The sequence below is a fragment of the Streptomyces sp. NPDC021100 genome (assembly GCF_044333095.1).
Taxonomy (GTDB): domain Bacteria; phylum Actinomycetota; class Actinomycetes; order Streptomycetales; family Streptomycetaceae; genus Streptomyces.
This window is the reverse complement of record NZ_JBIRQH010000021.1, coordinates 25,701-37,752: the sequence shown is the minus strand read 5'-3', so window position 1 is coordinate 37,752 and position 12,052 is coordinate 25,701. Positions and strand designations below refer to the sequence as shown.

Below are 12,052 nucleotides of genomic sequence, written 5' to 3'. Positions count from 1 at the left end.
GTCCGGCGGGATCAGCAAGACCAGCGGGATCAAGGGGGAGGGAATCATGATGGGAACGAAGCGGTCTGTCACTCCATGGGGCATGGCGCTGACCCTGGTCGCCTTCATGGCCGCTACCGCGGCACCGGCGGCTGCGCACAACCAGACACCCGACCGGGCCCGACCGGCTCAACGCATCACGCTCACGAACTCGGACAACGGCCGGTCCGTGACCGCGAGCACGGGTGACCGCATCGAAGTCCGGCTCACCGGCTACCCGGAAAACAAGCTCACCTGGACCTGGAGCACCCCGGCATCCAGCGACTCCGCCGTTCTCCGGCGCACCGCCGGCCGTATGGCACCGAACGGCGACGCGTCAGCGGCCTTCCACGCGGAACATCCCGGCACCGCCACCATCACCGCACAACGAAGCTGCCACCACGACGCAGACCATGTCTGTCCCATGGTGATCACGCCATGGAAGGCCACGGTCCAAGTGAAGTGACTCACGGGGGGGACGGCCTCCGGCGGCCGTCGGCCCGGCCGTCTGGCGCGGCACGGCATGGCATGGCACGAAGGGGGCCAACCCACAGGACACGACGATCAGCCCTTGGACGCCGGACGCCCCTTGCCCGTAGCCACGCTACGCCACCCGGTTCAGGGCCCTTACCGCCACGAAGGCGCCGAGCGAACCCGGCCGGAGCCGGAGGCCCGACGCCTCCCCCTGACTGACCTCACTCGACGGACGTCAGGAACCCGACCATCAGGTCCAGCCACTCCTGCGGGCGTTCGAAGAACGGCACGTGGCCGGTGGCGAGTTCGGCGAGGCGTGCGCCGGGAATGCCGTCGGCGAGCCGGCGGTGGTGGAAGGGAGTGACCAGGGCGTCCAGAGTGGTGGAAATGACGAGAGTGGGGACGGTGAGGCGCGGGAGGTCGGCGAGGACGTCGACGCGCTCGGCGAGGTCGAGGTGGTCGAGAGTGCCCGGGGGGACGGAGTCCCAGCCGGCCGCCAGCATGGCGTCGACGTCGTCCTGCGAGAACGCGTCCGCCGTGGGTGCGGCGAAGCCGAGGAGGGCGCCGAAGGCGGTGATGCCGGCCGGGTCGTCGGTCTTCTCGATCAGGTCGCGCCAGAGGCGGGTGGCAAGGGACAAGCGGGCGTTGGGGCGCGCGAAGCCGGCGGTGAGGACGAGGGCGGTGACGCGCTCGGGGTGCCGGGTGGCCGCCCGGACGGCGACGGGTGCACCCAGCGAGTAGCCGGTGATGGCGAACGTCTCCAGCCCTTCCGCGACGGCGGCTGCGACGAGTTCGTCGGCGAGGCCGTCGAGAGTGAGGGGCGCGCCGGAGCGCGGGCTGCCGCCCGTACCGGGGTAGTCGGGGCCGACGACGGTGAAGTGCTCGGCGAGACCGTCCATGATCGGGCCGTAGTTGGGCCGGATGCCGCCACCGGCGCCGTGGGCGAGGAGGAGGCCGGGGCCGCTGCCTCGGGTGGTGCGGGCGAGGGTGGGGGTGGGGAGTTCTGTGTGAGACATGACTTCTGCCCTCTCTGTGTGTGTGGTTCAGGACGTGGGGTGCGTCATCGGCCGGGTGAAGGCCGTGAGGGCGGCGGCGCCTGCGACGACGAGCCCGCCGAGCCAGGGGAGGTCACGAAGGCCCAGGCCGGAGCCGAGGGCCTGGCCGCCGAGCGCGGAGCCGGCGGCCGTGCCGAGGTTGAAGGCGGAGGCGGTGACGGCGGTGATCAAGGTGGGCGCTCCGGGGGCGGCGGCGAGGGCGCGTTCCTGGAGCAACGGGATGAGGACGGCGGTGACCAGCCCGAGAAGGGGCACGGTGAGCGCGGCGGTCGGGCGGGTGTGGCTGGTGAGGGTGAGGGATGCGAGGGCGGCTGCGAGGGCGATGAGGGTTGTGCGGAGAGCGCGTTCGGGTGCGCGGTCGGCGAGGCGTCCGCCCAAGACGTTGCCGAGCAGCGCACCCGCGCCGAAGGCGGCGAGGAGGAGGGTGACCGCGTTCGCGGAGAAGCCGCTCACGTCCCCGAGGAGCGGGGAAATGTAGGTGTGGACGGTGAAGAGGCCGGCCTGCGCGAGGACGGTGACCGCCAGGACGCGGGCCGGGCCGCGGCCGAGCAGCGCGCGGACCTCCGCGCTGGGCGCGGGGCGCGTCCCGGGGTCGGGGGGACGGACGAGGGCGGCCACCGCGAGCAGTACGAGCGCGCTGAGAATGGCGATCCCCCAGAACGTCGCCCGCCAGCCGTACCGGCCCCCGATCCAGGTGCCCAGCGGGGCGCCGAGGACGGTGGCGAGGTTCCATCCGGCGGCGACCATGGCGATCGCCCGGCCGCGGTGGGCGGCGGTTGTCGTCGAGACGGCGATGACCAGGGCGGTCGCGAAGGCGGTGCTGTGCGTGAGCGCGGTGACCACGCGGGCGGCGGCGAGCGTTCCGAGCCCGTCGGCCAGGGCGGCTGCCGCGTTGCCGGCGATGAACAGGACCAGCAGCCCGAGCAGCGCCCGCCGCCGGGGCAGCCGCAGCACGGCGACGGTGACGACCGGCCCGGCCACGGTGACGACCAGGGCGTACCAGGTGATCAATGAGCCGATGGCGGGGAGCGGTCGCCCCAAGTCGGCCGCCAGCCCGGGCAGCAGCCCGATCATGACCCACTCGCTGGTCCCTATGAGGAAGACGCAAGCGGTGAGGGTGGCGAGGACGGCGGCGGGGTGGGAGTGGCGGCTGGTGGGGGGCTGGGCTGGGGCTGGCGGTGCCGGAGTTGGGTGGTGGGCCGTCCCCGGTGGAGTGCTTGGGGCCATGTCGCGACGCTAAGGTCTGACATTGGTGTGAGAGTCAAGTGCGGGTGGAGGTGGCAGGGGACCTGTGTGTCGCCGACTTCATCGGGAACTGCGCATCGCGCGGTATGGCGGTTTCGTCGGATTCTGAGCAAGTGAGTAAAAAGCCGGGCCCGCCGGACTAAAACAACAGGTTGCGCCCTGTGGTCCCCGTGTACGCGGGGGTGGTCCCGCTGGCTGATCATCTTGTGTACCGATCACGGGGTGGTCCCCGTGTACGCGGGGGTGGTCCCCTGGTCTTTGGGATTATTCGGGCCGCCGCCGGATGGTCCCCGCGTACGCGGGGGTGGCCTCCCACCGCGCGAGGGCGCCCTCGGGCTGGAAGCGTGGTCCCCGCATGCACGGGGCCCGCAAGTCAGCGCCGCCGCCCGCCCCTCGGGCCCAGCAGGCAGGCAGCGGCGCCATGCGCGGGGGTGGGCGCGCGCCCACCCCCGCGCACCGCGACCGACTACTTCAGCGCCGCGTCAGCCGTGCTGCCGACGCCGGACGTGGCGGACTGGGCCGTGGAGTTGGCCGTGTCCTTCAGGGCGGTCACCGGGCCCGGCTCGGGGGCGGAAGGGGCGGAGGAGCCGGGGGGCGGCGGCTGCTCCTCCGACGAGGAGGAGCTGGACGAGCCGCCCTTGGGGTCGTACTTGTAGGTGTCGGTGACCTTGTGCTCCTTGGTGATCTGGCCCGGGGCCGGGGAGACGATCGCCACGGGCAGGGGGCCCAGGCCGTGGCCCTCGTGGTGGCGGCCGTGGTGGTCGTCCGCCATGGCCGTACCGGCCTGGCCCAGCACCATGCCACCGGCCAGCATGGCCAGCGCCACGCCAACCACGCGGTTGCGCATCGACATCTTCGGATCTCCTTGGGAGAGGGGGGACGGTGACGCCGCCCCCGAGACGGACGCGGCGCCGTGTGCACGGCGGGGCAATGCGGTGTTCCCGGGCCGGTCGTGGCCCGTGCCACCGGGGGTCGGATGAATGGCACGGACCACCGGCCGGGAAGGCCGCCCCTGCCGAGGCAGCAGAGAACTACCGGTGCGATCAGCAGCCCGTCAAAACATCCGACCGGAAAGCCGTGCTCGCTCGTCGAACCTCTCCACGCGTTACGGACGACCGTGCGCCGCACCGCTGTTGTCGGCGCCGCACCCCGTAGCCCGTACGTCACTTCAAACGTGTGACGCGCCCCCTGATGTGGTGGCCCGTACTCGTCCCGCCTGACGGCCGCCACCTGAACGGAGGACGACATCCCGCCATCCGTCCCACTCCCCGCAACAGCAGCGCCTGCACGTCACGGAGTTGACCGGGCTCCGGCGCGGCCCCCTCCCCGCTGGCGCCCCGGCCCCGTGGAAAGCGTCGGGGTGCGAGCGGGGAGACGTACGCGGCGAAGGAGCGTCACCGCGCCCCGAAGACCTGCGTCCACCGCGGGCCGCCCGGCGCGTTGTTGATGCCGACGCCTATCTCGTCGAACGAGCAGTTGAGTATGTTCGCCCGGTGCCCGGAGCTGTGCATCCAGGTGTCCATCACGGAGGCCGGGGTCTGCTGGCCGTACGCGATGTTCTCGCCGTACGTGCTCCACCGGTAGCCGACGGCGGTGATCCGGTCGCCGGGGCCCTTGCCGTCCGGGTTGGTGTGGTCGAAGAAGTTGCGGGCGGCCATGTCGTCGGAGTGGCCCTGGGCGGCCTGGGTGAGCAGCGAGTTGAGGCGTACGGGCGAGCAGCCGGCCTTGGCACGCTCGGCGTTGACGATGGCCGTCACCTGCTGCTGGAGCGAGCCGCCCACGTCACCCCTGGAGGGGGCGGGGGCCTTGGCGGCCGACTTGGTGGTCGTACGGGCGGAGTCGGACGTCCGCGAGCCCTGCTGCTGCGCTCCCGCCCCGGTCCCCGAGCCGGAGTCGGCGCCGGAGTCCGATGAAGATGAGGAGGGAGCGGCGGCGGAACGTTCCTGCGCTGACTTCCCCTCCTCGCCCTTCTTGCCCGCCTTGTCCTTGTCCCCCGCCTTCTCCTCGCCCTTGCCCTTCTTCTCCTTCTTGTCGTCCTTGCCGTCCTTGCCGTCCTTCGTGGCCTTCGCCGAGGCGGAGGGATGGGCGCTCGGGGAGGGGTCGGCGGTGGCCGCCCGGTCGCCGAGGGGGACTGCCGCGTCGCCGGTGGTGACGCGGGTGCTCGCTTCGGTGCCGGAGGACGAGTCGGAGAAGAACTCCGTTCCTCCGATGATCGCGCCGCCCGCCACGACCGCGAGCGCGGCCGCGCCGATGGCGACCCGCTTGCCCTTCGTGCCGTGCTTCGCCTTCGCCCTGGGGTTGTTCCGCTTCGCGTGGGTCACGCCGTGCTTGCCTTTCGTCGTTTTCACCGGGTTCGCCGGATTGCTGTGGAGCGCGGTGTTCGTGATGTCGTGAGTGGCCTGTGGTGCGTCGGGCCCGTGCCCGGCGAGGGGGTGCCCGCCGGCGTCCGGGCCGGACACGTCCCCGTACCCGCCCGGGTGCACCGCGGCCACCGCCTCCGTCCGCAGCACGGTGGCGCTGCCCCACCAGTCGAGGAGGGCCCCGGCGACGGGGACCAGACCGAAGCCGACCAGCAGCCCCTCGGCCGGGACGAGCGACGTCCACGCGCCGCCGCAGGCGCCGCACCCGCGCGCGTGGCGGGCGACGCGCTTGCGCCAGAGGGCGGAGGGGGTGCCGTCCCACGTCGCGACGAGCCCGTCGAGAGCCGGGCAGCGCGGCGAGGCGCCGAGGGCGCGGACGACGCCGCGGGCCGTGTCCAGCCGCTCCTTGATGCGTTGGACGCGGACGGCGGTGTGCTGCGGCGTGAGGCCGAGCGCGGCGGCGACCTCGGCGCGGGTCAGTTCCCCCGCGGCCTCCAGCCACCACAGGGAGAGCACCTCGCGCTCTCCCTCGTCCAGCCAGCGCGTGGCCTCGGCGACCTCCTTGCGCTGGCCTTCCAGGCCGAGCCGCTCGATGGTGACGGCGACGAAGTCGGCCGCCGGGTCGGGGACGTCGGCACCGGTCCCGGGGAGCCCGTCGAGGGGGGTCTCCGGGCGGCGCTCGCGCCAGTGGGTGCGGAGCTGGTTGGTGGTGATCGCCACCAGCCAGGAACGGAAACCGGCCGGGTCGCGCAGCCCTCCCAGCCGTTGATGACGCGCAGCATCGTCTCCTGCACGACGTCGTCGACGTCCGCGTGCCCGTTGAGGGCGCGGCCGACGATGTTGTAGACGAGCGGCAGGCAGGCGGCGACGAGTTCGTCCTGTGCCGCCGTGTCCCCGGTCCGCGCGGCCTCGACCAGCGCAGCGTTATCGGTTCCCACGCCTCACGCACCTCTCTCCGTTCGCATCCGACACCTGGGAGACGGAGTGCTCCCGGCCGGATAACAAAAATTGCAAGATTCTTGCATCACCGGGGAGGGGGGTGGGGCGGGCGGGGTCGTCCGGCGGATCGCGTCAGCGGTGACCGAGGACGTTGACCACCCGGCCGTTGGGGTCGCGGACGAAGAAGCGCCGCACGCCCCACTCCTCGTCCTGCAAGGCGTGGACGATCTCCGCGCCGCTGTCCCGCACGGCCGCGTAGGCCGCGTCCACGTCGTCCACCTCGATGCTCAAATCGGGAGCAACCGGGGCGGTCTTGTCGCGGGCCATGAAACTGACCTGCGCCGCGGCCGGGTTGGTGGGAGAGGCGAGTGTCATGATCCAGCCGTGGTTCATGACCTCCTCGAAGCCCAGCAGCCCGTAGAACTCCCGGTTCTCCTGGACGGACTCCGACTGGATGTTGGGCACGACACGACGAACGGCCATCGACGACTCCGGGTGGGGGTGGGCTGGTCTCTCCGAACTCCCAGAAGTACTACGGCTCGGCCGTCCCCGCACAGGGGGGAGCACGAGAAGTCCGGCGCGATGTATCCGAAATCGACACCACAGTGTGGGGCGCCCCCCCCACAACCCGTAACCCATGAGCCGTGACGCGAGCTCAGAGGCGCTTGTGGTCGTTGACCGCTCAAGAAGGCGTCAAAACGGATACGTTCGAGCCGCGAGTCATGCCGCCCACCTCTGGCCGTCCCTGGCGCCTCTGCCCTCCCCCTCGTTGCTCCGGCGGCTGAACGGCAGCCGCTAATTCGCATGCTGCGCAGTCGGCCCGGCTGCCATACTCCGCGCCCGTGACGACTGACACGTCCGGCCCGACCCTGACCACCGGCGAACGCGACACCGGGCTCAACGACCGGCTCACCGAGGAACTGATCGCCTTCAACACTGCCGCCACCGGGGTGGCCGACCGCGGTGCCTTCTCGGTCAAGGTCGCCGATGCGGCGGGCGGCCTGGTCGGCGGACTGGCCGCCTGGACCTGGGGCGGCCTGTGCGGCATCGAGCTCCTGTGGGTGCGCGACGACAGCCGCGAGAACGGGTGGGGCAGCCGGATCCTGCGGGCGGCCGAGGCCGAGGCACGGCGGCGGGGCTGTGATCGCGTCGCCGTGTCCTCCTTCACGTCCAGGCTCCCGGCTTCTACCGGCGCCACGGCTACGTCGAGACCGGCCGGACTCCCGGCATCCGAGGACATGCGGACGTGCACTTGTTCAAGCCGCTGACCACAACGGGTCTGGCCGGCCCGCCGTAAGCGCAACGGTCACCGCCGGGCAGGCCGCAGGGCGAGACGTTCCTTCGCTCCCGCCTCCCGTGCAGCCGGCGCCTCCCGTCCGCACAACGACGAAACGGGGGCGGACGGCCAAGCACCCGCCATGTAAACCGCCCACCGCTGCCGCCCCACCTGCCCCACCTGCCCCACCGTTCCACCCGCACCGCATCTCAGCCGCATGCCCGTCGGCCGGGCGGCGCCCATCACCGCCCCCATCCCAGCCCCCATCCCCGTCCTCGCCCCTACCGGCCGCCCTCCCCCACCGGCACCAGGAACTCCCGCAGCATTCCCGGCGTCACCGCGTTCGCGAACGCCGCCGCCTCCCCGGCCGCCATGTCGCGGATGCGGTACGCCTCCTCGCCGGCCGCGACGGCGGCCGTCGCCGTGACGACGCCGGCGCGGCGGGCGAACGGGGTGCGGGTGAAGGTCCAGGCGAGTACCGCGTCGCGGTCGAGGAGGACGGTGTCGCGGGTGAGGCTGCCGGAGCGGATGACGAGCCAGCGGCCGCGGAGGGCGTGGCCGAGGGCGCGGTAGGCGTCGGCGGCGAGGGCGCAGGCGACCGGGGTGGAGAGGAGCAGCCAGGCCGCCGCGCAGTACAGGAGCACCGGGGTGAGGAGGACGCCGAGGGCCGCGAGGACCGCCGTCGGCGGCAGGACGCACCACAGCAGGACGCGGACGACGCGGCGGCGGCGGGCGGCCGGGGGGTGGGGGCGCAGGCCGCCGGTGTCCACGTGTTCGCCGAGGACGCCGGCGCAGACGCGTTCGCCCTCGGAGCGGGGGGCGGGCGGGAGGAGGGTGCTGCGCTTGCGGTTCTCCTCGCGGTCGCCGAGTCCGCTCGCGACGGCGCGTACGGTCGCGCCGCCGCCGGTGCGGAGGAGCAGCGGTTCGCGGAGGACGACGCCGCGCAGGCGGGCGCGTTCGATGGAGACGGACCGGGTGGTGAGCAGGCCGTGGCGGACCCGGAGGGTGTCCGCGTCCGTCCGTTCCAGCCGGTACCGCCACCACGTCTCGGCGTAGAGGACGACGGACCCGATCGTGCCGAGGGCGGTGACAGTGAGGATGAGGAGGGGGACGGTGATCCAGAGGGCGCTGTTGCCGAACTCGCCAAACGCGCGCCGGACGAAGCCGATCCGCCACGGTTCGATGCCCATCCCGTCGAGTACCCGCCAGACCGCGCCGGCGGCCGCGAGGACGCCGCCGAACACCCAGAAGGTGAGCGGCGCGTACCGCAGCCAGCGGGGGTCGGCGGTGGACAGGACGGGGTCGTCGGCGTCCATCCGCCCTGACCGGGCGAGGAGTCCGGCGCGCAGCCGTTCCGCGTCGGCGCGGGACAGGGCGTCCAGCGACACCTGCCCGTGCCCGCCGGTGCCGGCCCGCAGGACGACGAGGCCGAGGACGCGCTGGACGGGGTGGGCGGTGAGGTCGACGTTGCGGACGCGGTGCAGGGGGACGGACTTGGTGCGCCGGGTGAGCAGGCCGGTGCGGAGTTCGAGCGCGTCCGCGGTGACGCGGTAGTGGGTACGAAGCCAGGAGAGGGAACCGAGGGCGGTGAGGGCCGCGAAGACGGCCGCGACGATCGCGAGGCTGATCCACACGCGGGCGCCGGGGTGGCCTCCGGTGGCGAGGACGGCGAGGACGAAGGAGCCGAGGGGGGCGCCCAGCCAGGAGCAGTGGGCGATGAGGGTGCGGGGGGCGAGGCGGTGCCAGGTGTCGGTGGAGGTGGTGGGAGTGGTGGGGCCAGTGGAGGCGATGGGAGGGTGCTCGTCGGGGGTGCGACCGGGCGGGGTGCGGCCGTCGGATGCCGGGCCGCGGTACGCCGACACGCCGGGCACGGGGCCGCCGGGCGTCGGGCCACTGGACGTCGGACCACCGGGTGCCGGACCACCGGGTGCCGGACCACCGGGCGTCGGACCGTCCGACGCACCGACGCCGAACAGGTGGCCGCCGTATGGGCGGTCGTCGGACGGCAGCCCGGCGTATGGCAGTCCGTCATATGGACGGCCATCGTACGGGCGGCCGTCGTACGGGCGATTGGCGTACGGCGGCCCCGCGTACGGGTGCTCGCCGTGTGGGCCGTCGTCGTACAGCGAACCGGCGTACGGCGCCCCGGCGTACGGACGGTCGTCCGGCAGCGCGTCGGGCTCCTCCCGCCACGGCCGCCGGTCGTGGCGGCCTGCCGTGCCGGTCATGCCGCGTCCTCCCGTACGTACCGGGCGGCCCGGCCGACGTGCTCGGCCATGCGCCGGGCGTCGGTCTCCGCCAGCCCGGAGATCTTCACTGCGCCGGCCGTGGAAGCGGTGGTGACGACGACGGTGGCGAGTCCGTAGCGGCGCTGGAGCGGCCCGATCGTCGTGTCGACGGTCTGCACGCGCGAGAGCGGCGCGATGCGGCTGCGCTGCCAGAACCAGCCGTTCGTCGTGTAGACGGCCGCCTCGCCGACCTCCCAGGCGTGGATCCGGTAGCGCCAGGCCGGCATGGCCAGCTGGTAACCGAGCGCGGGCGCGGCCAGCGCGACCGCGACGAGGGGCGCGAGCCAGGGCAGGGCGCCGGGGAAGAGGAGCGCGGACAGCACGAGCAGGGCCGCCGCTGTCAGGAGCAGCGGGCCGCTGACGGTCAGCAGTGCCTGCACCGCCCACCAACGCCGGGCCCGGGGGTCGACGCGGTGGCGGGGCGGCCGGAGGGTGACGGGCGCCCCGCCGCCTGTGCCGGTGGTGTGCATGGAGTGCCCCCTGGGGACCCGGATCTTTCCAGGTCAGTTGTATTGCTTCCGTCGTCGGTAAGGTATGGCAATACGACCGACTTGTAAAACGGAGGTGACCGTCGCGGTGCCGAAGCGCGTGGACCACGAGGAACGGCGACGCCTGATCGCCGAAGCGCTGTGGCGCATCGCGAGCTCGCGTGGCCTGGAGGGCGCGAGCCTGCGGGACGTCGCCGCCGAGGCGGGCATCTCGCTGGGGCAGTTGCAGCACTACTTCTCGGGGAAGGACGAGATGCTCGCCTTCGCCCTGGAGCACATCAGCGCTCTCGCGGAGGCGCGCATCCGCGACCGCCTCCTCGCCCTGTCGGACGCCTCCGCCGCCCCTTCCTCCCCGTCCTCCCCACCCTCCCCCCGCACGGTCCTGCGCGAGTGCGCCGCCGGCATGCTGCCCTTGGACGACGAAGCCCGCACCGGCCTCCTCGTCGGCATCGCCTACTTCGTCCGCGCCCTCTCCGACGAGCGCATGCGCCGCCACGCACAGGAGGGGCAGCCGAAGCTGCGCGCCTTCCTCGCCGATCAGTTCCGGGAGGCGGCGGCGCGGGGGGAGACCGTGGCGGGGCTGGATCCGGAGCTCGAGGCGATGCTGCTCATCGCTCTGACGGATGGGCTGACGAGTTCGGCGTTGCTGGAGGTCATCACGCCGGAGGAGGCGCTGGGGTTCGTGGAGCGGCACTTGGAGCGGTTGTTCGTGCGGTAGCGGTGGCGCGTTCGCGCTGTGAGGGGGGCGCCCCGGCCCCGCCCTTTCACCGTTTCTCGCGGGGGCGGTGCCCCCGCACCCCCGGGCCGGAATCCCGGCGGCCGGCGGATCGTTCACCCTCCGTGCCCACCAACACGCATCACCTCACCTACGAGGACATCGAGGCCGCCGGCGACCGCCTCACCGGACACGTCCGACCCGTGACCCTCGCCCCGACGGAACCGGACGTGTGGCTGGCGCTGGAATTCCTGCAGCACACCGGCTCGTTCAAGGCCCGCGGCGCCCTGAACTTCCTCCAGGCCCACCTCGACGCCGGTACCCTCCCCGACGCGGGCGTCACCATCGCCTCCGGCGGCAACGCGGGCTTGGCGTGCGCCTGGGCCGCCCGACGGCAGGGCGTGCGCGCGACGGTCTTCCTGCCCGTCACCGCGCCGGCGGTGAAGGTCGCCAGACTGCGCGGTTACGGCGCCGACGTGCGGCTGGTCGGCGACGAGTACGCCGAAGCGGCCGCCGCCTGCGAGGAGTTCGCCGCGACGACCGGGGCGCTCGCCTCGCACGCCTACGACCACCCGCTGATCGCCGCCGGAGCCGGCACCCTCCTTGAGGAGATCCACCGCCAGGTCCCCGACCTGGACACCGTGGTGGTCGCGGTGGGCGGCGGCGGCCTGTTCACCGGCGTCGCCACCGCGGCCCGGCAGCACGGCATCCGCACGGTCGCCGTGGAACCGGAGCACTCCCGCGCCTTCAACGCGGCCCTGGCGGCGGGGCACCCGGTCGACGTCCCCGTCGACTCCGTAGCCGCCGACGCCCTCGGCGCCCGCCGCGCCACCCCCTTGGCCCTGCACGCGGCCGGCCGGGGCGACGTCCACTCGGTACTCGTACCGGACACCGACATCACCCGCGCCCGCCAGGAGTTGTGGGACGCCCACCGCCTCGCCGTGGAACACGCCGGCGCTACGGCACCGGCGGCACTCCTGGCCGGGGAGGCGGACTCCACCGCTTACGGCTACCGGCCGGGGGAGGGCGAGAAGGTGTGCGTGGTCCTGTGCGGCGCGAACACGGACCCCACTACGCTCGGGGCGCCCGCGAGCTGACCACTACCGCGGGGGTTCAGCCAACTGACTCAGCAGGTGGTCACCGTGCTGTTTAAGGCGACTACCGCGTAACTTAAGTGGCGTCAGAGGAGGGGTG

12 protein-coding genes are annotated in these 12,052 nt (G+C 73.1%); 4 read left to right on the top strand and 8 right to left on the bottom strand.

All coding sequences use genetic code 11. The annotated features are described in order from the left end of the window. Nucleotides 1-82 precede the first annotated feature (82 nt). Nucleotides 83-484: a hypothetical protein gene (locus tag ACH4PU_RS29390; protein WP_398278501.1), complete on the top strand. Its 402-nt coding sequence runs from the start codon at nucleotides 83-85 to the stop codon at nucleotides 482-484. A gap of 229 nt (nucleotides 485-713) precedes the next feature. On the opposite strand, the gene ACH4PU_RS29385 is transcribed toward ACH4PU_RS29390, so the two are convergent. From ACH4PU_RS29385 to ACH4PU_RS29360, 6 genes are all read right to left on the bottom strand, one after another. Continuing rightward, on the bottom strand, nucleotides 714-1,508 hold the full coding sequence (locus ACH4PU_RS29385) for an alpha/beta fold hydrolase (RefSeq protein WP_398278498.1): 795 nt from the start codon (nucleotides 1,506-1,508) through the stop codon (nucleotides 714-716). A 27-nt stretch (nucleotides 1,509-1,535) separates the two neighbouring features. Next, the gene (locus ACH4PU_RS29380) at nucleotides 1,536-2,774 is read right to left on the bottom strand and encodes an MFS transporter (protein ID WP_398278495.1); all 1,239 of its coding nucleotides are present in this window, start codon (nucleotides 2,772-2,774) and stop codon (nucleotides 1,536-1,538) included. Nucleotides 2,775-3,258: 484 nt separating this feature from the next. Further along, the gene (locus ACH4PU_RS29375; RefSeq protein ID WP_398278492.1) at nucleotides 3,259-3,645 is read right to left on the bottom strand and encodes a hypothetical protein; all 387 of its coding nucleotides are present in this window, start codon (nucleotides 3,643-3,645) and stop codon (nucleotides 3,259-3,261) included. A 541-nt stretch (nucleotides 3,646-4,186) separates the two neighbouring features. Beyond that, a complete protein-coding gene (locus ACH4PU_RS29370) occupies nucleotides 4,187-5,731 on the bottom strand; it encodes a CAP domain-containing protein (RefSeq protein WP_398278719.1) in 1,545 nt (514 codons plus the stop codon). Next, nucleotides 5,629-6,090, bottom strand: coding sequence for an RNA polymerase sigma factor (locus ACH4PU_RS29365; RefSeq protein WP_398278489.1), 462 nt, complete (start codon nucleotides 6,088-6,090; stop codon nucleotides 5,629-5,631). Before ACH4PU_RS29365 ends, ACH4PU_RS29370 begins: the two co-directional genes overlap by 103 nt. A gap of 133 nt (nucleotides 6,091-6,223) precedes the next feature. Further along, nucleotides 6,224-6,574, bottom strand: a complete 351-nt coding sequence (locus ACH4PU_RS29360; RefSeq protein WP_398278486.1) for a VOC family protein — start codon at nucleotides 6,572-6,574, stop codon at nucleotides 6,224-6,226. A gap of 359 nt (nucleotides 6,575-6,933) precedes the next feature. On the opposite strand from ACH4PU_RS29360, the gene ACH4PU_RS29355 reads away from it, so the two are divergent. Beyond that, a complete protein-coding gene (locus ACH4PU_RS29355; protein WP_398278483.1) occupies nucleotides 6,934-7,359 on the top strand; it encodes a GNAT family N-acetyltransferase in 426 nt (141 codons plus the stop codon). 289 nt (nucleotides 7,360-7,648) lie between these two features. On the opposite strand, the gene ACH4PU_RS29350 is transcribed toward ACH4PU_RS29355, so the two are convergent. Next, nucleotides 7,649-9,595 carry a PH domain-containing protein gene (locus ACH4PU_RS29350; protein WP_398278480.1) on the bottom strand — a complete coding sequence of 649 codons (1,947 nt, stop codon included), beginning with the start codon at nucleotides 9,593-9,595 and terminating at the stop codon, nucleotides 7,649-7,651. Continuing rightward, nucleotides 9,592-10,125 carry a PH domain-containing protein gene (locus tag ACH4PU_RS29345; protein ID WP_398278477.1) on the bottom strand — a complete coding sequence of 178 codons (534 nt, stop codon included), beginning with the start codon at nucleotides 10,123-10,125 and terminating at the stop codon, nucleotides 9,592-9,594. Before ACH4PU_RS29345 ends, ACH4PU_RS29350 begins: the two co-directional genes overlap by 4 nt. 106 nt (nucleotides 10,126-10,231) lie before the next feature. Between ACH4PU_RS29345 and ACH4PU_RS29340 the strand changes: the two genes are divergently transcribed. Continuing rightward, nucleotides 10,232-10,861 (top strand): TetR/AcrR family transcriptional regulator, encoded by a 630-nt coding sequence (locus tag ACH4PU_RS29340; protein ID WP_398278474.1) that lies wholly within the window; start codon nucleotides 10,232-10,234, stop codon nucleotides 10,859-10,861. A gap of 122 nt (nucleotides 10,862-10,983) precedes the next feature. Next, nucleotides 10,984-11,955 carry a threonine/serine dehydratase gene (locus ACH4PU_RS29335; protein ID WP_398278471.1) on the top strand — a complete coding sequence of 324 codons (972 nt, stop codon included), beginning with the start codon at nucleotides 10,984-10,986 and terminating at the stop codon, nucleotides 11,953-11,955. Nucleotides 11,956-12,052 lie beyond the last annotated feature (97 nt).